Origin of the sequence: Streptomyces coacervatus (assembly GCF_029223485.1) — a bacterium.
GTDB lineage: Bacteria > Actinomycetota > Actinomycetes > Streptomycetales > Streptomycetaceae > Streptomyces > Streptomyces coacervatus.
Window position 1 is genome coordinate 51,083 of the sequence record NZ_JARHTP010000001.1, and the last position, 23,349, is coordinate 74,431.

At 70.7% G+C, this 23,349-nt stretch carries 18 protein-coding genes; 12 read left to right on the top strand and 6 right to left on the bottom strand.

The genetic code is table 11. The annotated features are described in order from the left end of the window. Nucleotides 1-87: 87 nt before the first annotated feature. Complete coding sequence (locus tag P2Q00_RS00295) at nucleotides 88-846, bottom strand: hypothetical protein (protein WP_275768353.1); 759 nt, start codon at nucleotides 844-846, stop codon at nucleotides 88-90. Nucleotides 847-951: 105 nt separating this feature from the next. Here P2Q00_RS00295 and ggt point away from each other — a divergent pair, with 105 nt between their 5' ends. Beyond that, a complete protein-coding gene (gene ggt, locus P2Q00_RS00300) occupies nucleotides 952-2,766 on the top strand; it encodes a gamma-glutamyltransferase (RefSeq protein WP_275768355.1) in 1,815 nt (604 codons plus the stop codon). Nucleotides 2,767-2,838: 72 nt separating this feature from the next. Here ggt and P2Q00_RS00305 read toward each other — a convergent pair whose 3' ends face one another. Together P2Q00_RS00305 and map are read right to left on the bottom strand one after the other, a co-directional pair. Next, nucleotides 2,839-5,376: an ATP-dependent Clp protease ATP-binding subunit gene (locus P2Q00_RS00305; RefSeq protein ID WP_275768357.1), complete on the bottom strand. Its 2,538-nt coding sequence runs from the start codon at nucleotides 5,374-5,376 to the stop codon at nucleotides 2,839-2,841. Nucleotides 5,377-5,658: 282 nt separating this feature from the next. After that, on the bottom strand, nucleotides 5,659-6,459 hold the full coding sequence (map, locus tag P2Q00_RS00310; protein WP_275768359.1) for a type I methionyl aminopeptidase: 801 nt from the start codon (nucleotides 6,457-6,459) through the stop codon (nucleotides 5,659-5,661). Between the two features lie 32 nt (nucleotides 6,460-6,491). Between map and P2Q00_RS00315 the strand changes: the two genes are divergently transcribed. From P2Q00_RS00315 to P2Q00_RS00355, 9 genes are all read left to right on the top strand, one after another. Next, a complete protein-coding gene (locus tag P2Q00_RS00315; protein ID WP_275768361.1) occupies nucleotides 6,492-6,752 on the top strand; it encodes a helix-turn-helix domain-containing protein in 261 nt (86 codons plus the stop codon). A gap of 137 nt (nucleotides 6,753-6,889) precedes the next feature. Next, nucleotides 6,890-8,914 (top strand): hypothetical protein, encoded by a 2,025-nt coding sequence (locus P2Q00_RS00320; RefSeq protein ID WP_275768363.1) that lies wholly within the window; start codon nucleotides 6,890-6,892, stop codon nucleotides 8,912-8,914. Between the two features lie 179 nt (nucleotides 8,915-9,093). Beyond that, nucleotides 9,094-9,936: a nitrilase-related carbon-nitrogen hydrolase gene (locus tag P2Q00_RS00325; protein WP_275768365.1), complete on the top strand. Its 843-nt coding sequence runs from the start codon at nucleotides 9,094-9,096 to the stop codon at nucleotides 9,934-9,936. Next, nucleotides 9,933-11,219 (top strand): aspartate aminotransferase family protein, encoded by a 1,287-nt coding sequence (locus tag P2Q00_RS00330; protein WP_275768366.1) that lies wholly within the window; start codon nucleotides 9,933-9,935, stop codon nucleotides 11,217-11,219. Before P2Q00_RS00325 ends, P2Q00_RS00330 begins: the two co-directional genes overlap by 4 nt. Nucleotides 11,220-11,243: 24 nt before the next feature. Further along, nucleotides 11,244-12,809 carry a PucR family transcriptional regulator gene (locus P2Q00_RS00335; protein ID WP_275768367.1) on the top strand — a complete coding sequence of 522 codons (1,566 nt, stop codon included), beginning with the start codon at nucleotides 11,244-11,246 and terminating at the stop codon, nucleotides 12,807-12,809. Nucleotides 12,810-12,964: 155 nt separating this feature from the next. Beyond that, on the top strand, nucleotides 12,965-13,807 hold the full coding sequence (locus P2Q00_RS00340) for a nitrilase-related carbon-nitrogen hydrolase (protein WP_275768369.1): 843 nt from the start codon (nucleotides 12,965-12,967) through the stop codon (nucleotides 13,805-13,807). Nucleotides 13,808-13,913: 106 nt separating this feature from the next. Continuing rightward, a complete protein-coding gene (hydA, locus tag P2Q00_RS00345; RefSeq protein ID WP_275768370.1) occupies nucleotides 13,914-15,317 on the top strand; it encodes a dihydropyrimidinase in 1,404 nt (467 codons plus the stop codon). An 11-nt stretch (nucleotides 15,318-15,328) separates the two neighbouring features. Further along, complete coding sequence (locus tag P2Q00_RS00350) at nucleotides 15,329-16,348, top strand: TIGR03842 family LLM class F420-dependent oxidoreductase (RefSeq protein ID WP_275768371.1); 1,020 nt, start codon at nucleotides 15,329-15,331, stop codon at nucleotides 16,346-16,348. A 296-nt stretch (nucleotides 16,349-16,644) separates the two neighbouring features. Continuing rightward, nucleotides 16,645-18,171, top strand: coding sequence for an NCS1 family nucleobase:cation symporter-1 (locus P2Q00_RS00355; protein ID WP_275768372.1), 1,527 nt, complete (start codon nucleotides 16,645-16,647; stop codon nucleotides 18,169-18,171). Between the two features lie 37 nt (nucleotides 18,172-18,208). Here the strand turns inward: P2Q00_RS00355 and P2Q00_RS00360 are convergent, their stop codons facing one another. Next, nucleotides 18,209-18,871, bottom strand: a complete 663-nt coding sequence (locus tag P2Q00_RS00360; RefSeq protein WP_275768373.1) for a hypothetical protein — start codon at nucleotides 18,869-18,871, stop codon at nucleotides 18,209-18,211. A 277-nt stretch (nucleotides 18,872-19,148) separates the two neighbouring features. Further along, nucleotides 19,149-20,150 carry a carboxymuconolactone decarboxylase family protein gene (locus P2Q00_RS00365; RefSeq protein ID WP_275768374.1) on the bottom strand — a complete coding sequence of 334 codons (1,002 nt, stop codon included), beginning with the start codon at nucleotides 20,148-20,150 and terminating at the stop codon, nucleotides 19,149-19,151. A 167-nt stretch (nucleotides 20,151-20,317) separates the two neighbouring features. On the opposite strand from P2Q00_RS00365, the gene P2Q00_RS00370 reads away from it, so the two are divergent. Beyond that, the gene (locus tag P2Q00_RS00370; RefSeq protein ID WP_275768375.1) at nucleotides 20,318-21,421 is read left to right on the top strand and encodes a sensor histidine kinase; all 1,104 of its coding nucleotides are present in this window, start codon (nucleotides 20,318-20,320) and stop codon (nucleotides 21,419-21,421) included. Further along, nucleotides 21,418-22,095, top strand: coding sequence for a response regulator (locus P2Q00_RS00375; protein WP_275768376.1), 678 nt, complete (start codon nucleotides 21,418-21,420; stop codon nucleotides 22,093-22,095). The genes P2Q00_RS00370 and P2Q00_RS00375 overlap by 4 nt, the downstream gene beginning before the upstream one ends. A gap of 99 nt (nucleotides 22,096-22,194) precedes the next feature. On the opposite strand, the gene P2Q00_RS00380 is transcribed toward P2Q00_RS00375, so the two are convergent. Next, a complete protein-coding gene (locus tag P2Q00_RS00380) occupies nucleotides 22,195-23,187 on the bottom strand; it encodes a phospholipase D-like domain-containing protein (protein ID WP_275768378.1) in 993 nt (330 codons plus the stop codon). Nucleotides 23,188-23,349 lie beyond the last annotated feature (162 nt).

Sequence of the window (23,349 nt, forward strand, 5' to 3'; positions counted from 1 at the left end):
GTGACCAGACGGTAACCTCACCCCCTTACCGGAAGTAACCCGTCGGTAAGTTACGTGGGAGTAACGATTGTTGGCGTGTGAATGAATTCAGGAGGAGCGGTGCGAGTTGCGGGGAGTTGCAGCCGCCGGCAGCTCCGTCTGTGCCGCCCGCGTCACGTCCGCGACCAGCTCGACGACGTCCGGGCCGTACGCCTGCGAGTTGACGACCTTCAGCAGCAGGACGAAGGAGCTGTTGCCGTGCTTGCGGGCCAGGCGTTCGTGGTTGCGGGCGAGGTAGCGGGTGGCGGCCTGGTTGGTGATGGCGGTCTGGCCGCAGAAGAGGAAGACCGGGCGGGCGTTCGGGCTCTGGTCCACCGTCAGCCGGGCCAGCAGCGCGTATTCCTCCTTGCCGGGCTGAACGCGATAGCGCTCGGTGCCGACCTGGAAGGCGCCCCGGTCCGGGCTCGGTTCGGCGTCCACGTTCACCCGCACACCGGGCAGCAGGGAGGACAGGTGCGCCGCCATACGGCGGTTGGACGCCGGGCCGCCCACGCAGAACTCGGTGCGCTCGCCGAAGCCCTGCCGGGCCGCATCGTGCGGGAGGATCTGCGCATGGGCGTTGCAGTCCTTGATCAGTGCGGCGAGCTCGAGGAGCGCGAACACGTCGTAGCGCATCACCGACAGTTCGGGGCCGCCGGCGCCGCGGTTCACCACCAGCAGTGACTCGGCGTTGTCGGGCAGTCCGAAGAATGCCTGCTTGCGGCGGAGCCTTCGCTTCCACAGATATGTCCGGGCCAGCCAGCCCAGCGTGGCACTGATGCCGGCCGCCACCACGCCCAGGACGATATTGCGCACGTCGTCATTCATGGGCGCGCATGCTAGCGGGCCAACGCAAACCCGTGTTCGAGACGGTCCTGACGAGGACATGTCCTTGGATTAAGCTGCGCGAACGGTCCCTCACTGGAGGTGCGGATGCGTCGCCCTGTCGCACGGAAACTGTCGGTCCTGGCGGTCTCGGCCGCCATGGTGTCGGTGGGGGCGGCGGCGCCACCCGCCGCAACAACGAGCGGCACCCCGGCGAAAGTTCCGGTCGCCGTCGGCTACGGCGGAGCCGTCGCGAGCGTCGACGCGGACGCCTCCGCCGCCGGCATCGAGGTCCTGAAGAAGGGCGGCAACGCGGTCGACGCGGCCGTCGCCACCGCGGCCGCTCTCGGCGTCACCGAGCCCTACTCCTCCGGTGTCGGCGGAGGCGGCTACTTCGTCTACTACGACGCCAAGTCCCGTACGGTGCACACGATCGACGGCCGCGAGACCGCGCCGCTGACCGCCGACTCCAACCTCTTCGTGGAGAACGGCAAACCCCTTGCATTCGCCGACGCCGTCAGCAGCGGCCTGAGCGTCGGCACGCCGGGCACACCGGCCACCTGGCAGACGGCGCTCGACAACTGGGGCAGCAGAAGACTCGGCACGGTGCTGAAGCCCGCCGAGCGGATCGCCCGCGACGGCTTCACCGTCGACGACACCTTCCGCACGCAGACCGCCTCGAACGAGACCCGGTTCCGCTACTTCCCGGACACGGCCAAGCTGTTCCTGCCGGGTGGACAGCTCCCGGTGGTCGGCTCCACCTTCAAGAACCCCGATCTCGCCCGCACCTACGAGGAGTTGGGCAGGAAGGGCGTCGGCGCGATCTACGACGGCGATCTCGGCGACGACATCGTCCGCACCGTGAACACCCCGCCCGTCGACCCGGGTTCGGGCTGGAACGCCCGCCCGGGCAAGCTGTCCGACAAGGACCTCGCGGCCTACCGCGCCAAGCTCCAGGCGCCCACCAAGACCTCGTACCGCGGGCTCGGCGTCTACTCCATCGCGCCCTCCTCGTCCGGTGGCACGACCGTCGGCGAAGCCCTCAACATCCTTGAGAAGACGGACCTTTCCAAGGCGAGCGAGGTCCAGTACCTGCACCACTACATCGAGGCCAGCCGGATCGCGTTCGCGGACCGCGGGCGCTGGGTCGGCGACCCCGCCTTCGAGGACGTACCGACGAAGGAACTGCTCTCGCAGAAGTACGCCGACTCGCGGGCGTGCCTGATCAAGGACGACGCGGTCCTCACCAGCCCGGTGGCGCCCGGCGACCCGCGCAACCCGGCCGCCTGCTCCTCCGGCGGAACGGCGGCCCCGACGACGTACGAGGGCGAGAACACCACGCACCTCACCGTCGCCGACAAGTGGGGCAACGTCGTCTCCTACACGCTCACCATCGAGCAGACCGGCGGCAGCGCGATCACCGTGCCCGGCCGCGGGTTCATCCTCAACAACGAGCTGACGGACTTCTCCTTCACCCCGGCCAACCCGGCCGTGCACGACCCGAACCTGCCGGGGCCGGGCAAGCGGCCGCGGTCGTCGATCTCGCCGACGATTGTCCTTGACAAGCACAACAGGCCGGTGGTGGCGCTGGGTTCGCCGGGTGGGGCCACAATCATCACCACCGTGCTTCAGGTACTGACCGAGTTCCTGGACCGGGGGCAGCCGCTTGTCGACGCGATCGCGGCGCCGCGCGCCAGCCAGCGGAACGCTGCGCAGACCGAGCTGGAGCCTGCGCTGTACAACGACACGAGTGCGGGGGGTCTGCGAGCTCAGCTCGAGGCCATCGGGCATTCGTTCAAGCTGAACCCTGAGATCGGGGCGGCTACGGGTGTGCAGCGGTTGCCTGGTGGGAAGTGGCTGGCAGCCGCTGAGACTGTGCGGCGTGGTGGTGGGTCGGCGCAAGTGGTCCAGCCGGCGCCGTAGTCGTCTGCGGGTGCGTGGGGGCTGGTCGCGCAGTTCCCCGCGCCCCTATCGGGGCGGTGCAGCCCAGCCCGGTCACAACTCCGGGGCGGTCGGCAGATCCTCTGTGCCGAAGGTCAGCTGGCCGCCCTCGACGTCCACCGTCACGCGGCCGCCCTCCGCCACCCGCCCGTCCAGCAGCAGCCGCGACAACTGGTTGTCGACCTCGCGCTGGATGGTGCGGCGCAGTGGGCGGGCTCCGTACTCGGGCTCGTAGCCCCGCTCGGCGAGCCAGTCGACGGCCGGGGCCGTGAACTCGACCGTGATGCCCTGTGCGTGCAGCAGGCGGCGGGTCTTCTCCAGCAACAGGTCGGTGATCTGGCGCAGTTGGTCGCCGGTGAGCTGGCGGAAGACGACGATCTCGTCGATGCGGTTGAGGAATTCGGGGCGGAAGTGCTCGCGCAGCGGGCGCAGGATCTGTTCGCGGCGTGCCTCCTCGTCGGCGTCGGCACCGCCCGCCCCGAAGCCGATGCCGGCGCCGCGCCGGGTGATCGCCTCGGAGCCGAGGTTGCTGGTCATCACGATGACCGTGTTGGTGAAGTCGACGGTCCGCCCCTGGGAGTCGGTGAGACGGCCGTCGTCGAGGACCTGGAGCAGGATGTTGAAGACGTCCGGGTGCGCCTTCTCGACCTCGTCCAGCAGCAGTAGTGAGTACGGGTGGCGGCGTACGACCTCGGTGAGTTGGCCCGCCTCCTCATGGCCGACGTAGCCGGGCGGGGCGCCGATCAGGCGGCTGACGGTGTGGCGTTCCTGGTACTCGCTCATGTCCAGGCGGACCATGCGTTCCTCGCTGCCGAACAGGGCCTCCGCGAGCGCGCGGGCCAGCTCGGTCTTGCCGACGCCGGTCGGCCCGAGGAACAGGAAGCTGCCGATCGGCCGGTCGGGGCTGGCGAGCCCGGCGCGGGAGCGCATCACTGCCTCGGCGACCACACTGACCGCCTCCTCCTGCCCGACGACCCGCTTGTGGAGGTGCTCCTCCAGGCCGAGCAGCTTCTCCTTCTCCTCCTGGGTGAGGCTGGCGACCGGAATGCCCGTCTGCCGGGACACCACCTCGGCGATCGCCTCGGCGGTCACCTCCAGCTGCCCCTCGTCGGCCTCGTCACCGCCTGCGGTGTCCGCGATGCGCTGCTTCAACTCCGTGATGCGGTCGCGCAGTTGGGTCGCCCGCTCGTACTGCTCGTCGGCGACCGCCTGGTCCTTGTCGCAGTTGAGCTGCTCGACCTCGCGCTCCAGGGCCCGTACGTCCGTGCCCTTGGTCCGTGACTGCAGCCGTACCCGGGCGCCGGCCTGGTCGACGAGGTCGATGGCCTTGTCGGGGAGGCGGCGGTCGGTGAGATAGCGGTCGGACAGCTCCACGGCGGCCATCAGGGCCTCGTCGGTGTAGCGGACCTGGTGGTGGGCCTCGTAGCGGTCGCGCAGGCCGCGCAGGATCTCGATGGTGTCCGGCACGGAGGGTTCGGGCACCAGGATCGGCTGGAAGCGGCGGGCCAGCGCCGCGTCCTTCTCGATCCGGCGGAACTCCTCCAGCGTGGTGGCGCCGACGATGTGGAGCTCGCCGCGGGCGAGCGCCGGCTTGAGGATGTTGCCGGCGTCCATCGCCCCGCCCTCACCGCCCCCGCCGGCGCCGACGACCGTGTGCAGCTCGTCGATGAAGACGATCAACTGGTCGGAGTGCGCCCGGATTTCACCGACGATGTTGTTGAGGCGTTCCTCGAAGTCACCGCGGTAGCGGGTGCCCGCGACCACGCCGGTCAGGTCCAGGGCGACCACCCGCCGCCCGATCAGCACGTCGGGCACGTCCCCGTCGGCGATGCGCTGCGCGAGCCCCTCCACGATGGCGGTCTTGCCGACGCCCGCGTCACCGATCAGCACCGGGTTGTTCTTGCCGCGCCGCGACAGCACCTCGATGGTCTGCTCGATCTCCTCGTCCCGGCCGATCACCGGGTCGATACGGCCCTGCCGCGCCAGGTCGGTGAGGTCGCGACCGTACTTGTCCAGGGTGGGCGTGCCGGTGGCGCGCGCGTGCTCGGTACGGGCCTGCGCGGTGTCCGGAGTCTCGGGTGGCAGCGAGGTGGGCGCGTAACGGGCCGAGTGGAGGATGTGCCCGGCGGCCGAGTCGGGGTTCGCGGCCAGGGCGCTGAGCACATGTTCGGGGCCGATGTAACCGGCGCCGCTGGCCCGCGCCAGGTCGTGGGCGTCGAGCAGGGCCCGCTTGACGGCGGGGGTGAGGGAGAGCGAGGTGGGCGGCGGCGCCTCCTCCGGGGTGTGCTGGACCGGGCCGGAGCGCTCGTCGATCTCCGACGCCAGCGAGTCGGGATCCGCGCCGGCCCGGCTGAGCAGACTCCGGGTCGGCTCGCTGGCCAGCGCGGCCCGCAGCAGATGCTGGGTGTCCAGGTCCCGGCTGCCGTGCTCGGCCGCGTACTGGGCGGCCCCGCGGACCAGTTCCCGGGCGGGCTGGCTGAGCAGCCTCCCTATGTCGATCTGCCGGGGGCCCGGGCGTGGGCCGCTGAAGAAGCGGGCGAGGAATTCTCCGAAGGGGTCGTAGCCCTCAGGTCCACTGAAGCCGCTGGTCATGGCTTTCCGTTCCGGCGTCCCGACGGGCGGCCCGGGACGCGCTCGCTGATCGACGTGCCGGCCCGTCGGGTGCCCCCACAGAGCCGGGTCACACCACCTTCGCACGACCACCGGAAGGGGGCACGTCCAGGACACCGGGGGCGGCAGCAACGTGGCACAGGACGCCATGAGGCGGCGCAGCGGAACCCTCACCCGCCGGGCGGAGTCGCAGCTCACCGAGGGAGTGCGCCCGCGGGTAGCGGTGCCCGACGCACGCGGCCGAGGCCGGGAGTCCGCCCGCCGTCAGCCGGCCCGCCGTGCTCTCCCGGGCGGCTGCTCCCGCTCGGTGAGGACCCGCGGCCCGGCGTCCGTGATCGCCACCGTGTGCTCCACGTGGGCCGCGCGCGAGCCGTCGTTCGTGCGCAGGGTCCAGCCGTCCGCCGCCGCGTGGTAGTCGTCCCGGCCGCTCATGATGAGCATGGGCTCGATGGCGAGGGCCATGCCGTGGCGCAGGGGGAGGCCACGCCCCGGACGGCCCTCGTTCGGCACCCCGGGGTCCTCGTGCATATGGCGCCCGATGCCATGTCCGCCGAAGCCGTCCGGGATGCCGTAGCCCGCCCCGCGGCACACCGAGCCGATCGCGTGCGCGATGTCGCCGATGCGGTTGCCGACCACCGCCGCCTCGATGGCCGCTGCCAGCGCACGCTCCGCCGTCTCGATGAGCCGCACGTCCGCCGGGCGCGGCTCGCCCACGATGAAGCTGGTCGCCGAGTCGCCGACCCAGCCGCCCAGTTCGGCGCCGCAGTCGACGGAGACCAGGTCGCCGTCGCGCAGCCGGTAACCGGTCGGGATGCCGTGCACGATCGCGTCGTTCACCGAGGTGCAGATGACGGCCGGGAAGGGGACCGGGGCGAAGGAGGGGCGATAGCCGAGGAAGGGCGAGCCCGCGGCCGCCTCCCGCAGCACCCCGCGCGCCACCTCGTCCAGCTCCAGCAGGGAGACGCCCACGTCGGCAGCGTGTCGTACGGCCGTCAGGGCCCGCCCGACCACCTGCCCCGCCTCGTACATGGCGTCGATCGATGTGTCTGTCTTCAGCTCCACCATGCCAATTACTATACCGGTATTAGAATGACGGCATGGTACGCACCCCTCTCACCCCCGAAGAGCGCGAACGCGGCGAGCGGCTCGGGCGACTGCTCCGCGAGGCCCGCGGCGGACGGAGCATGACGGACGTCGCGGCGGACGCCGGCATCTCCGCGGAGACCCTGCGGAAGATCGAGACGGGCCGCGCCCCGACGCCGGCCTTCTTCACGGTTGCCGCGCTGGCCCGCGCGCTCGGTCTGTCGATGGACGAACTCGCGGGGGCCTGTGCGCCGGTCGCTGCGCGAGCCGCGTGATTCCGGCCACGCGCACGTCACGTTCCGGCAGGAAGGGCGTACTCTGCGTCCCGTCCGAAAACTTCTCGTAGCGCTCCCGTAACACGGCTCGTGTTGTCTAACGGACCGGAGTACTCCGGTCTGGCAGGAGTTGGGCGATGGCGTTGGATCAACTCCCGGGCCGGGTACGGGAGTTCGTGAACTACCTGAACGGCCTGCTGGCGCGCCTGGATCAGGGCGGCGGCTGGTGCGCGGTGTTCTGGCAGCGCGACCCCGACGGCATGCGAGCCTGTCTCGAGGGGCGTGAACTGCCGCCCTGGGACGTGCTGGAGTCGGTCCTGCAGGACCTGGCCGCGGAGTACGGCCCCGGTGCCGCGGCCCAGGAGAAGGAGCGGGCCCGCGGGCTGCACTCCGCCGCGCTCGCCGCGTACGACGCCCGGCCCGGCGGCCGGGAGGCCCTCGGGGACCGGCTCGACGTGATGCTCCGCGAGCAGCGCTACGCCGCCGAACGCCAGGCGGAACTGGGCCGGCTGCTCGCCTCCGCCACCACCCGGCAGGAGGCCGACGCCGTCCGCCTCGACCTCGCCTGGGCCCGCGACGACCACGAACGGGCCACCGCCCGCTGCGCCGAACTCCGTTCCCGGATGGCCGACTTGGACCACCGGTCGGCAGGCGGCCAGGCGGCGGCGATCCGCCGGGCGCGCATCGCGGAAGGCGCGGTCTACCGCATCGACAGGGAGTTCGCACCGGACGAGGCACCGTCGGCCGACACGGGCCCGGGCGCCCCGGAGGCCTACAACTCCGGCTTCCCGCAACAGCGCGGCACCTACGATCCCGGCGCCGCGGACGGGCGGCAGGCGCCGTACGAGACCGGTGCCTCAGGAGCGACGCAGCAGATCCACTCGTACGGCCGTGGCCCTGCGGGGGCGGACCAAGGGCCGCGGGACTCCGGTCCTGTACCGGCGCGCCCTGGCTTTCACGAGGCGGCCGCCACGGGTGGGGCGCAGCCGGTGGACTCGTATGGCCATGGTCCGGCGGGGGTGCGCAGCGGCTCGTACACGCCCGAGCCGTCGGCCGCGCAGCGCGGCTCTCACGAGGCGGCCGCCCCGGGTGGGGCGCAGCCGGTGGACTCGTACGGCCGTGGTCCTGCGGGTTTGCGGCCAGGGGCTCAGGACTCCGGTCCTGCGGGGGTGCGCAGCGGCTCGTACGCCCCCGAGCCGTCGGCCGCGCAGCGCGCCCCTTACGAGAGCGGTGCCCCCGGCACGTCACAGCACCGTGCCCCGTTCGAGGCGGCGCGCCCGGCCTCGTACGACGGCGGCTTTCCGAGCGCACCCCAGCAGCGCGACGCAGACGCCATGAATCCCGGGGGCGGCCCGGAATCCTCCGGCGCGCCGCAGCCCGTACGGGAACAGCCCGCTCCCGAACCCCCGGCCCCCGAACCGCCAACCTCCAAGCAGCGCAAGCGTCGTCGGGGCAGTGCCCGGTTCGCCGGTATGGCCGAGGAAGAGGCCGCGCCCGTCGCCGTGCCGCCGACCGCCGCACCCGTCCTGCCCGCTCCGGAAGCCACCGGCCGCAGTCCGCGGGGGGCGCGGTTCGCGGGGGCCGCCGAGGTGGCGGAGGGGCCGCAGCAGCCGACGGCCGAGCCGTTGGACACGGCGGGGCCGCGGGAGGTCGCCGGGACCGTGGAGAGGCTGGTGCGGCTGCGGGCCGAGGGGCACAGCGGCGAGGCGCATGCGCTGCTCGTCGAGGCCGCCTACTGGCCCGCCGCGCGTTTCCCGCTGCTCGCCGCCGGGCTGCAGCGCGCCGGGCTCGGCGCCGACTGGGCGACCCTGCTGTGGGAGGCCGCCTCGCTGCCCGCCGACCGGCTCGTGGCAGCGGCAGACGCCCTGGTCGCGGCCGGGCGCGGACCCGACGGTGAGCAGATCCTGCGGCAGGGCGTCGCACGGCCCGCCACCGAGATCGGACAGGCCGTACTGGGGCTGGCCGCCGAGGGGCGCCACCGAGAGGTGCGCGCGCTGCTCGACGCCTACGTCCGCGTCCGCACCCCCGAGGAGGCGGCCCGCAGCGCCGAGCCCGACCCGGGGACCCTCGTACCGCTCCTGGTGGAGGCCGCGAAAGGCGTCTCCGACGAGCGACACTGGGATCTGGTGCACGCCCTCCGGGTCGCCGGTTTCACCGCCTGACACACCCCCGTCCCCCCTCCCGCCGGCCCCTCCGCTCCCCCACAGGAGTGCGAAACGTGATCGACTCCGCGGGTTAACGGCGATGGTCTTGGCAAGGCTCTCCCGGAGGCTTACGTTCATCCCTCTACGGCCTCATCTACGGGCGTAGAGGCTCTGACGTCCCGCCGAAGGAGCAGCTCATGGCCAACGTCGTACGTGCCGCTCTGGTCCAGGCCACCTGGACCGGCGACACCGAGTCCATGGTGGCGAAACACGAGGAGCACGCCCGCGAGGCGGCCCGCCAGGGTGCGAAGATCATCGGTTTTCAGGAGGTCTTCAACGCTCCCTACTTCTGTCAGGTCCAGGAACCCGAGCACTACCGCTGGGCCGAGCCGGTGCCGGACGGGCCGACCGTGAGTCGTATGCAAGAGCTCGCGCGCGAAACAGGCATGGTGATCGTCGTCCCGGTCTTCGAGGTCGAGCAGTCCGGCTTCTACTACAACACCGCGGCCGTGATCGACGCCGACGGCACCTTCCTCGGCAAGTACCGCAAGCACCACATCCCGCAGGTCAAGGGCTTCTGGGAGAAGTACTACTTCAAGCCGGGCAATGTGGGGTGGCCGGTCTTCGACACCGCCGTGGGCAGGGTCGGGGTCTACATCTGCTACGACCGCCACTTCCCGGAGGGCTGGCGGCAACTCGGGCTCAACGGGGCCCAGTTGGTGTACAACCCGTCGGCCACCTCGCGCGGTCTGTCCGCCCATCTGTGGCAGCTGGAGCAGCCCGCCGCGGCCGTCGCCAACGAGTACTTCATCGCCGCGATCAACCGGGTCGGCCAGGAGGAGTACGGCGACAACGACTTCTACGGGACCTCCTACTTCGTCGACCCGCGCGGCCAGTTCGTCGGCGAGCGGGCCAGCGACAAGACCGAGGAACTCGTCGTCCGCGACCTCGACTTCGACGTGATCGAGGAAGTGCGGCAGCAGTGGGCGTTCTACCGTGACCGACGACCCGACGCCTACGAAGGACTGGTGCAGCCGTGACCGACCTCTACGCCCGCCACAAGTCGGTACTGCCCGACTGGCTCGCCCTCTACTACGAGGACCCCCTGGAGATCACCCATGGCGAGGGCCGCCATGTCTGGGACGCCGCAGGCAACAAGTACCTCGACTTCTTCGGCGGCATCCTGACCACGATGACCGCGCACGCGCTGCCCGAGGTCACCAAGGCGGTGAGCGAACAGGCCGGGCGGATCCTCCACTCGTCGACCCTGTACCTGAACCGCCCGATGGTCGAACTCGCCGAGCGCATCGCCCAGTTGAGCGGCATCCCGGACGCCCGTGTCTTCTTCACCACCTCCGGCACCGAGGCCAACGACACCGCCCTGCTGCTCGCCACCACCTACCGGCAGAGCAACACGATCCTGGCGATGCGCAACAGCTACCACGGCCGCTCCTTCAGCGCGGTCGGCATCACCGGCAACCGCGGCTGGTCGCCCACTTCGCTGTCGCCCCTCCAGACGCTGTACGTGCACGGGGGTGTGCGGACGCGGGGCCCCTACGCGGGGCTGAGCGACGACGAGTTCATCGCGGCCTGTGTCGACGACCTGAAGGACCTGCTCGGCCACACCCGCCCGCCCGCGGCCCTGATCGCCGAGCCCATCCAGGGCGTCGGCGGCTTCACCTCCGGGCCGGACGGCCTCTACGCGGCCTTCCGCGAGGTGCTCGCCGAGCGCGGCATCCTCTGGATCGCCGACGAGGTGCAGACCGGCTGGGGCCGCACCGGCGACAACTTCTGGGGCTGGCAGGCGCACGGCAGGAGCGGCCCGCCGGACATGCTCACCTTCGCCAAGGGCATCGGCAACGGCAGCTCCATCGGCGGTGTCGTCGCCCGCGCCGAGATCATGAACTGCCTGGACGCCAACAGCATTTCGACCTTCGGCGGCACCCAGATCACCATGGCGGCGGGCCTCGCCAACCTCACGTACCTGCTGGAACACGATCTGCAGGGCAACGCCCGGCGCGTCGGCGGGCTGCTCATCGAGCGGCTGCGGGCCGTCGCGGCGCAGGTCCCGAACGTGCGGGAGGTGCGCGGCCGCGGTCTGATGCTCGGCATCGAGCTGGTCAAACCGGGGACCGACGAGGCCGATCCGGACGCGGCGTCCGCCGTCCTCGAAGCGACCCGCGCGGACGGGCTGCTCATCGGCAAGGGCGGTGGCCACAACACCAGCGCCCTGCGTATCGCCCCGCCGCTGTCCCTGACGGTCGCGGAGGCCGAGGAGGGCGCCGCGATCCTCGAACGCGCTCTGAGGAGCCTTACGCAGTAGTGCACCGAGCAAGGGACGATCGCCATGACCACCACCTTCGGGACCCTCGAACCGGCGCTGTCGGTGCGCCAGGTGCTGACCCTGGAACGGGTGCTGGCCGGGGAGCCCGAGGTGGTGGCCGGCGCGGCCCAGCTCGACCGGCCGGTGCGCTGGGTGCATGTCGCCGAGGCGCCCGACGTGGGCGTGATGCTCAGCGGCGGTGAGATGGTGCTCACCACCGGAGTGCTGCTCGCGGGCGACGAGGAGAAGCAGGCCGAATACATCCAGTCCCTGCACCGCGCGGAGGCCGCGGCCGTCGTGCTCGGCCTGGGGCGGGCCTTTCCGGCGCCACCGGACGTGATGCGCCGGGCCGCCGAGCGGTGCGGGCTGCCGATGGTCGTCCTTCACCGGCCCTTCCCCTTCGCGGAGTTGACGGAGGAGGTCCAGGCCCGGCTGGTACGGCGGAAGTTCGCCGCCGTGAGCCTCTCGGAGTCCGTACGCACGGCTCTGACCGGGCTCATCACCGCGGGCGCCCCGCTGCAACGGCTCCTCGACGAGATCGCCCAGCACAGCGCCTGCCCGGTCGTCGTCACCAACCTCGCCCACCGCGTGCTCGCCACGGCGGGGGAGCGGCCCGCAGTGGACGACGTGCTGCGCGACTGGGAGCGCATCTCCCGGCAGGCCGGCGGCAGCGAGGGCGACGGCTGGATCCGCGCCGAACTCGCCGGGCGCGGCGAGCGCTGGGGCCAGATCATGCTGTGCGGCCACCGCGGCGACACCGCCACCGGACGCCTCCTCGCCGACCGGGCCGCCGAGGCCCTCGTCCTGCACCGCATGCTCGGCGGCAACTCGGCACACACCTGGGAGGAGCAGTCCGCGCAGAGCCTGCTGACCGACCTGGTCAGCGGCGTCGTACCGGCCAGGCAGCTGCTGCCACGCGCGCGTGCCGCAGGACTGCCGGTCAACCGGCGCACCTTCGTACCGCTGGTCGTGCGGGACGGCGAACCCGCCCAACTGGACCGCGTACTACGGATGCTGGGGCTGTCCGGGCTCGTCGCCGAGCTCGCCGAAGAAGCCACCGCCGTCCTGCTCAGCCTCGCCCGCGACCAGGACGCGGCCGCGCTCACCGCACACTTCGCGGCCCGGCTGCGCACCGAGTCAGGGTCGCCGAAGACCGTGGTGGCCGCCGCCGACCCGCGCATCGCCTGGGACGATGTGCCGGCCGGGCTGCGCGAGGCCCAGCACGTCGCCGACGCCGTCGCCGACTCCTCGGCCGCCCTCGACCTCCCGGCCGTCGTACGCCTCAAGGACGTACATCTGCGGGGCCTGATCCGGCTGCTGCGGGACGATCCGTATGTGCAGTCGTTCGCGGAACGGGAGCTGGACGGGCTGCTGTGCTCGGCGGACGACGACCTGCTGGCCGTGCTGCGCACCTACCTCGCCACCGGCCGCAACAAGTCCCGCACCGCCCAGCTCCACCACGTCTCCCGGCCGGCCCTGTACCGCCGCCTGGAGGCCATACAGGGGCGGCTCGGCGTCGACCTCGACGACTTCGAGCAGGCCGCCTCGGTGCACATCGCGCTCCTCGCGCACGACGCGCAACAGGGCTGAAACATGCCACGACCTGGGAAAACGGCGGTGAAACATGGGCCCACAAGAGGGTGACACCGTGACACGCCGCATGCCCGCAGACGTGACACGCTGCAACTCAAAGCCGGTTTTCGGACTTCCTAGTCTTCTCGCACACCGAGCGACCGGAGGTCCCGATGAGCAGAGTGATTCGTGCCGCCCTCTTCCAGACCGCGTGGACGGGCGACAAGGAGTCGATGATCCAGGTACACGAGCAGGCGGCCCGCGACGCGGCCGCGCAGGGTGCTCAGGTCCTGTGCTTCCAGGAGCTGTTCTACGGACCCTACTTCTGCCAGGTCCAGGACAAGGCGTTCTACGAGTACGCCGAGCAGATCCCGGACGGCCCCATCGTCAAGCGCTTCCAGGCGCTCGCCAAGGAACTGGGCCTCGTCCTGATCCTGCCGATGTACGAGGAGGAGCAGCCCGGCGTCCTCTACAACACGGCCGCCGTGATCGACGCGGACGGCTCGTACCTCGGCAAGTACCGCAAGCACCACATTCCCCAAGTGCCGGGATTCTGGGAGAAGTTCTACTTCCGGCCGGGCAATGCCGGCTGGCCGGTCTTCGAGACCGCCGTCGGGAAGATCGGCGTCTACATCTGCTACGACCGCCACTTCCCCGAGGGCTGGCGGGCGTTGGGCCTGGAAGGCGCCGAGATCGTCTTCAACCCGTCGGCCACCTCGCGCGGTCTGTCCGCCTACCTGTGGCAGCTGGAGCAGCCGGCGGCCGCCGTCGCCAACGAGTACTTCGTCGGGGCGATCAACCGGGTGGGTGTCGAGGAACTGGGCGACAACGACTTCTACGGCACCTCGTACTTCGTGGACCCGGAGGCCCAGTTCGTAGGCGAGGTGGCGAGCGACAAGGAGACCGAACTGGTCGTGCGGGACCTGGACTTGGCCAAGCTGCGCGAGGTCCGCGACCGCTGGCAGTTCTTCCGAGACCGCCGCCCGGACGCGTACGCCCCGCTGACGGCGCCGTAACAAGTCGACGGGCAGTCCCGCGCCCCTGCTTTTGGGGGCGCGGGGAACTGCGCGACCAGCCACAACTGACCCGCACTCTTCGACACAACCAGCGGAGTGTAAAAGCATGAGCAGCCGTACCGTCATCCGCGGCGGTCTTGTCATCACCGCCTCCGACGAACTACACGCCGACGTCCTCATCGAGGACGGCCGCATCGCCGCCCTGGCCGCCTCCGGCACGCCCGCGGCCGAGGCGTTCAGTGCCGAACGGGTGATAGACGCCACCGGCAAGTACGTCATCCCGGGCGGCGTCGACGCCCACACCCACATGGAGCTGCCGTTCGGCGGCACCTTCGCCTCCGACACCTTCGAGACCGGCACCCGGGCCGCCGCCTGGGGAGGTACGACCACGATCGTCGACTTCGCCGTGCAGAGCGTCGGCCACTCCCTGCGCGAGGGCCTCGACGCCTGGCACGCGAAGGCCGAGGGCAACTGCGCGATCGACTACGGCTTCCACATGATCGTCTCCGATGTGAACGAGGAGACGCTCAAGGAGATGGACCTGCTGGTCGAGGAGGGCGTGACCAGCTTCAAGCAGTTCATGGCCTACCCCGGGGTGTTCTACTCCGACGACGGCCAGATCCTGCGCGCCATGCAGCGCTCCGCCGACAACGGCGGCCTGATCATGATGCACGCCGAGAACGGCATCGCGATCGACGTGCTGGTGGAGCAGGCGCTGGCCCGCGGCGAGACCGACCCGCGCTATCACGGCGAGGTGCGCAAGGCCCTGCTCGAAGCCGAGGCCACCCACCGCGCCATCAAGCTCGCGCAGGTCGCGGGTGCGCCGTTGTACGTCGTGCACGTCTCGGCCATGGAGGCAGTGGCCGAGCTGGCGCGGGCGCGCGACGAGGGGCTCCCCGTCTTCGGCGAGACCTGCCCGCAGTATCTGTTCCTATCGACGGACAACCTCGCCGAGCCCGATTTCGAGGGCTCGAAGTACGTGTGCAGCACGCCCCTTCGCCCCAAGGAGCACCAGGCCAAGCTCTGGCAGGGCCTGCGCACCAACGACCTCCAGGTCGTCTCCACGGACCACTGCCCCTTCTGCTTCGTGGGCCAGAAGGAGCTCGGCCGCGGCGACTTCTCCAAGATCCCCAACGGCCTCCCGGGCGTCGAGAACCGCATGGACCTGCTCCACCAGGCCGTCGTCGACGGGCACATCAGCCGCCGCCGCTGGATCGAGATCGCCTGCGCCACCCCGGCCCGGATGTTCGGCATGTACCCGAAGAAGGGCACCATCGCCCCGGGCGCCGACGCCGACGTCGTCATCTACGACCCGAACGCCGAGCAGACCGTCTCCGCCGAGACGCACCACATGAACGTCGACTACTCGGCCTACGAGGGCAAGCACATCACCGGCCGGGTCGAGACGGTGCTCTCGCGCGGCGAACTCGTCATCAACGAGCGGGAGTACACCGGACGCGCCGGTCACGGCGTCTACACCCCGCGCTCCACCTGTCAGTACCTCAACTAGGAGTGGCGCACATGGACTTCGGACTCGTCCTGCAGACCGACCCGCCGGCCTCGAAGGTCGTCAGCCTGATGAAGCGTGCCGAGCGCAACGGCTTCACCTACGGCTGGACCTTCGACTCCGCGGTGCTGTGGCAGGAACCGTTCGTGATCTACAGTCAGATCCTGTCGAACACCACCAAGTTGACGGTCGGCCCGATGGTCACCAACCCGGGTACCCGCACCTGGGAGGTCACCGCCTCCACCTTCGCCACTCTCAACGACATGTTCGGCAACCGCACCGTCTGCGGCATCGGCCGCGGCGACTCCGCGATGCGCGTCGCGGGCCGCAAGCCCAACACCCTGGCCCGTATCAGCGAGGCCATGAAGGTCATCCGGGCGCTGGGCCGCGGCGACGAGGCCGACCTCGGCGGCACAGTGATCAAGTTCCCGTGGATCAAGCCGGGCGCCGAACTGCCGGTGTGGATGGCGGCGTACGGCCCCAAGGCCCTGAAGATGACCGGCGAGGAGGCGGACGGCTTCATCCTCCAGCTGGCCGATCTGTATCTGACGGAGTACATGGTCAAGGCGGTCAAGGACGCGGCCGTCGCCGCCGGACGCAACCCCGACGACGTCAGGATCTGCGTCGCCGCGCCCGCCTACGTGACCGCGGACGACTCGCCCGAAGCACTCGCCCACGCGCGCGAGCAGTGCCGCTGGTTCGGCGGCATGGTCGGCAACCACGTGGCCGACCTCGTCTCCAAGTACGGCGAGCACTCCGCCCAGGTCCCCGAGGAACTCACCGACTACATCAAGGCCCGCGAGGGGTACGACTACTCCCACCACGGGCGCGCCGACAACCCCGACACCGCCTTCGTACCCGACGAGATCGTCGACCGGTTCTGCCTGATCGGCCCGGTCGAGAAGCACATCGAGAAGCTGAACGCCCTGCGTGAGCTGGGCGTCGACCAGTTCGCCGTGTACGACATGCACGACGCGCAGGAGACCACGATCGACGCGTACGGCGCGGAGGTCATCCCGGCCATCAACGCCTGACTTCCGTAAGCCCTCGTATCCAACCGCTCAACTCCCCATCCCCCCACTCCAGTTCTCCCCTCCCCGGCCGTCCCCGGGGAGGGGGTGGCGGGGCCGGGGAAGGGCGGGTGCGTTCCCGCGTCGTTCGGCACGCACTCTCGGCGCACCGGGCGAAGACCCAAGTAGCTCCGCTACGAGGGCCTTCGCCCGGCACGCCGAGAGCACGCACCGAACGACGCGGGAACGCACCCGCCCTTCCCCGGCCCCGCCGGCCCGCACGGCCTTTCCGGACCCACCCCTGATTGATTGGCCTGCCCATGACCGACACCGCTCCCACGGCCATACCGCCGACAGCCCAAGTCACCCTCGACGACGGACGCGTGGAGATCGCCCCCGGGTCCCCGCTGCCCAGTGGCCCGTACGCGAACGAGGACCTGCTGCCGGTCCCCGTCGAGAAGCGCACCTGGACCACGTACAACTTCTCCGCGCTGTGGGTCGGCATGGCCCACAACACGGCCTCCTGGACCCTGGCCTCCGGTCTGATCGCCGTCGGCATGGACTGGAAGCAGGCGGTGCTCACCATCGCCCTGGCCAATGTGATCGTGCTGATCCCGATGCTCCTCACCGGGCACGCGGGACCGAAGTACGGCATCCCCTTCCCGGTCTTCGCGCGGGCCAGCTTCGGTATCCGAGGCGCCAACCTCCCCGCCGTCGTACGGGCGTTGGTGGCGTGCGGCTGGTTCGGCATCCAGACCTGGATCGGCGGCGAGGCGATCTACTTCCTCGCCGGGAAGCTGATCGGCAACGGCTGGTCCGACGCCGGGAAGGTCGGCGGTTACGCCTGGACGATGTGGCTGTCGTTCGCGATCTTCTGGGTCATCCAGGTCGCCATCATCTACCGGGGCATGGAGACGATCCGCCGCTTCGAGAACTGGGCGGCGCCCTTCGTCATCGTCGGCGCGATCGTGATGCTGATCTGGATGAGCAACAAGGCCGGCGGCTTCGGCCCGCTGCTCGACCAGCCCTCCAAGCTCGGCTGGGGCGGCGCCTTCTGGAAGCTGTTCTGGCCGTCCCTCATGGGCATGATCGGCTTCTGGTCCACGCTGTCGCTGAACATCCCGGACTTCACCCGCTACGGCAAGAGCCAGAAGGCGCAGACGTGGGGTCAGGCGCTCGGCCTGCCCACCACCATGACGCTCTTCGCGTTCCTCTCCGTGCTGGTCACCTCCGGTTCGCAGGCCGTGTACGGGCAGACGATCTGGGACCCGGTACAGCTCGCCGCCAAGACGGACAACGTCTTCGGTCTGCTGTTCGCGCTGGTGACCGTGCTGGTGGCGACCCTGTCCGTGAACATCGCGGCCAACCTGGTCTCGCCGGCCTTCGACTTCTCCAACATCGCGCCCCGGAAGGTCAGTTTCCGGGCCGGCGCCCTCGCCACCTGCGTCATCGGCGTGCTGATCTTCCCGTGGAAGCTGTACTCCGACCCGCAGGGCTACATCTTCACCTGGCTCGGCCTGGTCGGCGGTCTGCTCGGCACGGTCGCCGGCATTCTCATCGCCGACTACTGGATCCTGCGCCGCGGCAAGCTGGACCTGGTCGACCTGTACCGTACGGGCGGCCGTTACTGGTACGAGGGCGGCTGGAACTGGCGGGCCGTCGTCGCCTTCGTGGCCGGCGGTGTCCTGGCCGTCGGCGGCGCCAGCCTCAAGCCGCTGATCGACGGGCGGCCGATCCCGGCGCTGAAGCCGCTCGCCGACTACGGCTGGGCGGTCGGGCTCGGCACCTCGATGGTGCTGTACGTGGTGCTGATGCTGCTGCGCGGAAAGGACCGCCTGGAGGCCTGAGCCGTCCGAGTCCTGAGTCGTCGGAGGGCAGCCGGCCCTACTGGTTCTGGCTGCCCTTCAGCGCTGTCACGGCATCCCTCGACGCCTCGATGGCACCCTTGTTGATCTCGTCCGTGCTGGGCGCCTTCTTCGTCTCGAAGTCGCTGCCGTTGTACGTGACGACCACCAGCACATTGGACACCTGGGCGAACACCATGCCCTCACGCGTCTGCTGCTTGTCCTCGGTGGTGAGATTGACGACGGAGTAGGCCTGGTCACCGAGTCCGGGAACCGCCCCTCCGCCGCTCTTCTCCGTAATCCGATCCTTATATGTCTTCTGCGCCGCTTCGTCCGAGTTCATGACTTCGAAGGAGACGTCGAGCCAGCGGTAGTCGTAGCCCTTGAGCGCGTTCCAGGAGCAGGTGCGGCGCAGCTTCGCGTCCGTCGAGCGGAGCTCCTTGCCTGCCGTCTTGGCGCCCGGAACGAGCGACTTGAGTGTCTTCTCGGCCACGCTGCCGCACGGTGCGGGAGCGGCGCCGTACGCCTTGGACTCCGCGGTGGTGGAGGGCGCGGAGGCCGACTGGCCGCCGGTCTTCGGCGCATCCTTGTGCTCGGCGGTCGTCGTCGCGGGGCCGGACGACAGTGCCCAGCCGGCCGCGGCCAGCACGACGACCGGGGACAGACGCGCGGTCAGAGCGAGCGGCAGAGGGAAATCGCGCACGACACACTTTTCGGTGGGGGACGGTGTGCGGACTGCTCGGTCGGGGGGTCCGCACTGCGGACGGGGCGCCAGTCTCACATGAGTCCCTGTGAGACGGAAGTGTCAACTCGCTCCGTGCTCGCGCGGTTACTGCTGAGTCAATGTCGGCGGGCCCGGCCGTCGGCTTCTGGGCCGTGCGCAGCAGCGGCGCCGAGATGTCGACGCCGACCGCATGCCCTCGCGAGGCCGGCCGGGCGGCGATCCGGGTCGTGGCCCCGGCGGATGCCGGCGATCGCGGTCATGACGTCTCCCGGGCGGCGTGCAGACTGAATGAGCTCTCTATACGGTCCACGGCGGCGAAGGCGCCGTAGGAGACGAGGTGCACGAGGCAGTGGTCGGTGTGCTCCGGCCGGCGCCAGGCCGTCACGTCCTCCTGGGTGATGCGGTACGGCGCGAGGGCGGCCAGCAGGGCGAGGCGCGCGCCGGGATGCTCTCGGCGGTCCGGGAGCGCGGCCCACGCGAGGGGCGGATGCGAGCCGTCCCAGTCCCACAGAGCCTCCCGTACGACGGCCTGTTCGTCGGCGTCGAGGAGGCCCGCGCCGGCCGCGGTCGCCGAACGGAGCGCGGCGTAGGCCGGACCGACGGTCGTGCCGGCCGCCCACGCAGGCCCGGGGGCCGGATCGTCGAGCAGGGCGAGGGCCGCGCCGGGCACGGCGCAGCGGCGTACGGTCCTGGCGAGCGAACGGCCCGCGAGGCTCCGTACCGGGCGCAGCCGCTGCACGTTGCCCGGCAGCAACTGCTCGGTCAGCAGGGCCGACACAATCCGGTTGATGAAATGGAAGGCGAGCGCGGTGCCGATGTAGGCAGGGGCGTGCTCGCGCGGGAACGGGTACGGCATCAGGCCGGCGCCCGGCACGCGCGTGTGCTGCCCCCACGCGAGCACCCGCGCGTGCTCCGCACGCTCCGGCTGCTCGCCCCGGGCCAGGCGTTCGGCGAGGGCGTGGTCGCCGGTGGCGTGCAGCAGGACCGTGTGCGCGTCCACGCAGAACGGGCACTTGTTGGCGCGCGACACTCCGTAGGCGGCGAGCTCCTTGCCGGTGCGGCTGCCCGCCCCGGCGATCAGCGACTCTCGCATCAACGCCCAGGCGGGGGCGAGGATTTCGGGCGCCGAGGACAGCACCACGAAGGTGACCGCCTTGTCGATGCCGAAGTCGTGGGCGAGCTGTGCGTACACCTCGGCGACGCGGCCGGTGGCCGCCTTGGGCGGCGGCGGTTCGGTGAAGCGGAAGGCTGTGGACATGGGCAGCAGCGTGCGCCCCGGGGGCGGCTGCGGTCGTCGTACGGCCGGAGGCAGTCCGCGCTGCGACCGCGGGGCCGAAGGGACCGGGCACTACTGCGTGGGGAGTAGCCGGGGAGCCGTCCACAGGTCTGACGCCGTTGTCGGTGCGGCCGTCTACTGTGCGTGACATGAGTGGGCACCCGGTCTTGCACAGGCACCTCGCCGACGCGGCCCTCGCGGTCGTCGTAGGCGCCCTCGTCATGACCGCGGCCGCCTTCGACGCGGACACCACCGCCGTCGACTACGCGCTGATCGCGGTGAGTTCGGCCGCCCTGGCCCGCTACCGCACGGCTCCCCGCGCGGTGCTGGCCGTGGCGACGGCGAGCAGCGGCGCGTACGTCCTGCACGCCCACCCCGGACCCGTGTCCGCCCTGCCCGTCTTCGCCGCCGTGCACACGGCGGCCCGCGTCGGCCACCGCGGGTACGCGGCGGCCGCGAGCGGCGTGTTCCTGGCGGCGTATGCCACGACCGGTCCGACGACCGAGGACGTGGTGGAGAGAAGCGCGCTGCTCGCCGGCTGGTTCCTGGCCGCGGTGATCACGGGCATGGCGGACCGCAACTGGCAGGCGTATCTGCGCCAGACCGAACAGCGCGCCCTGGAGGCGGAACGCACCCGCGAGGAGGCGGCCCTGCGCCGTGCGGGTGAGGAACGCCTGCGCATAGCCCGCGAGTTGCACGACTCGCTCACCCACAGCATCTCGATCGTCAAGCTCCAGGCGGGAGTCGCGGTGCATCTCGCCCGCAAGCGCGGCGAGGAGATACCGCCCGCGCTGCTCGCCATCCAGGACGCGAGCGGCGAGGCCATGCGCGAACTGCGGGCCACCCTGGACATCCTGCGCACCGACGAGCCGACCGGCACGCCCGCGCTGCTGGTGGAACGGGCCTGCGCGGCGGGCCTCGCCGTGGAGCTGACGGTGACCGGCGACGAACGGCCTCTGGCGGCGACGCTCGACCGCGCCGTGTACCGCATCGTCCAGGAGGCCCTGACCAACGCGGCCCGGCACGCGGGACCCGCCAAGGTCGGCGTCCAACTCATCTACGGAGAAGACGACTTGACGATACGAGTGGAGGACGACGGCACGGCCGACCCGGACCGCCCGCCCGCACCCGGCGTCGGTCTCACGGGCATGCGCGAACGCGTGACGGCGTTCGGCGGCACCCTGCACGCCGCACCGCGCGCGGAGGGCGGCTTCGAGGTGCGGGCCCGGCTGCCGCTGGGGGAGGCGGGATGATCAGGGTCGCGCTCGTCGACGACCAGGCGCTCATGCGCGCCGGCTTCCGGGCGCTGCTGGATGCCGAGGACGGCATCGAGGTGGTCGGCGAGGCGGCGGACGGCGAACAGGGCCTGGCGCTGGTGCGCGCGCAGGTGCCGGACATCGCGCTGATCGACGTACAGATGCCGGTGATGACGGGCATCGAGGCGACCCGCCGGATCGCCGCCGACCCCGCTCTGGCGGCCGTGCGCGTCGTGATCCTCACCAACTACGGCCTCGACGAGTACGTCTTCGAGGCCCTGCGGGCAGGCGCCGGCGGCTTCCTCCTCAAGGACACCGAACCGGCCGACCTCCTCCAGGCCATCGAGGTCGTGGCCCACGGGGAGGCCCTGCTCTCCCCGTCGGTCACCCGCACCCTGATCGGCGAGTTCGTCTCCCGCCCACCGGACCGGGCTACGGCTCCCGGCCTGGACTGCCTGACCCGCCGCGAACGCGAGGTGACGGCCCTGGCCGCCCGGGGGCTGAGCAACGAGGAGATCGCCGCACACGTGGTCATCAGCCCGCTCACGGCGAAGACCCACGTCAGCCGGGCGATGACGAAGCTGGGGGCACGGGACCGGGCCCAGCTGGTGGTGTTCGCGTACGAGTCGGGGCTGGTGGCGCCGCGCGGCGGGGATCACCGGTTCGAGTGATCGCCGCACCTCGGAGTTCTGACCGACGGCCCCGGCGCGCGGCTGTGCTGGTCGCACCTGCTCGGCGAGCAGCCGCGACCAGCACCGTCCCGACGGGTTCTAGGCGGCCGTACCGCCCGCGTAGTCGCTGTTGAACGTGGTCTCGACGGTGGTGGCCACGGACTGGGCCACCCCGGTGCCGGTGAGGATGATGCCCAACTCCCTGTTGTTGGACAGGGAGTTGCTGCTGATGTTCATGGAGCCGGCCTCCACCTCCTGGGTGGACAGCCCGTAGTCGGCGACCATGGCCTTGGCGTGGATGTAGAAGCCGTTGGGGTCGGAGTAGCCGACGACCGTGCCGCCGGCCGCCTCGATCTCGGACACCTCGCTGGAGTAGCTGGACGGGCTCTCCAGCACCACCCGCACGGTGACGCCCGCCTTCGCTCGCGCCGCGATGGCGTCGACCACCGTGCTGTCGCTGAACTCCAGTTCTTCGACGTCCAGCGTCTTGGTGGCGGCGTTGACCACGGACAGCAGACGGCTGCGGGAGTCGGTGGGGGACCAGAGCAGGTGGTCGCCGTCGGTCGGGGTGATCGAGGTGCCGGCGTAGTCCGCGTTGAAGACCTTCTCGATCGCGGCGACGTCACGCGTGTCGTCGGTGAAGACGCCGTAGTCACGGCCGGTCGCGTAGTACTGCGAGGTGAGATTGCCGGTGAGGACCAGCGACTTGGTGCCGTTCACCGTGATCGTCTTCTGGTGGGTGTAGACGAAGCTCGACGACGACCACACCACCCCCACGCCCGCGTTCGTCAGGGCGGTGTACGCCGAGTTGTTGGCGGTCTTGTGCTGGCGGTCGAGGATCACCCGCACGGTGACGCCCTTGTTCTCCAGGGCTATGAGGTCGTTGACAGCCGTGGTGTCCTCCAGCTCGTACATGGTCATGTCGAGTGAGGTGGTGGCCGAGTTGATGAAGTTGTAGATGTCCGGCTGGCCGCCGCTCTGCGAGAAGGCGAACGCGGAGTAGCTCGCGGCGTTCGCGGGGACGGCGGTGGCGACGACGGCGGCGCCGGCCGCCAGGGCGACACCTGCGCGGCCGATGACCTTCCACAGCATGCGTGACTCCTAGTCGAGTTGATGCCCACGTGGGGGGTGGGTGAGCGTGGGCATGACACCACGCGCGTAGAACGCCTAGGAAGAGAAGGTCGGTGAACACGGGATTACCGGCCCTCAGCACGGGTGGACAAAGAGGACTTCATACAGGTGGGAGGCGGTTCA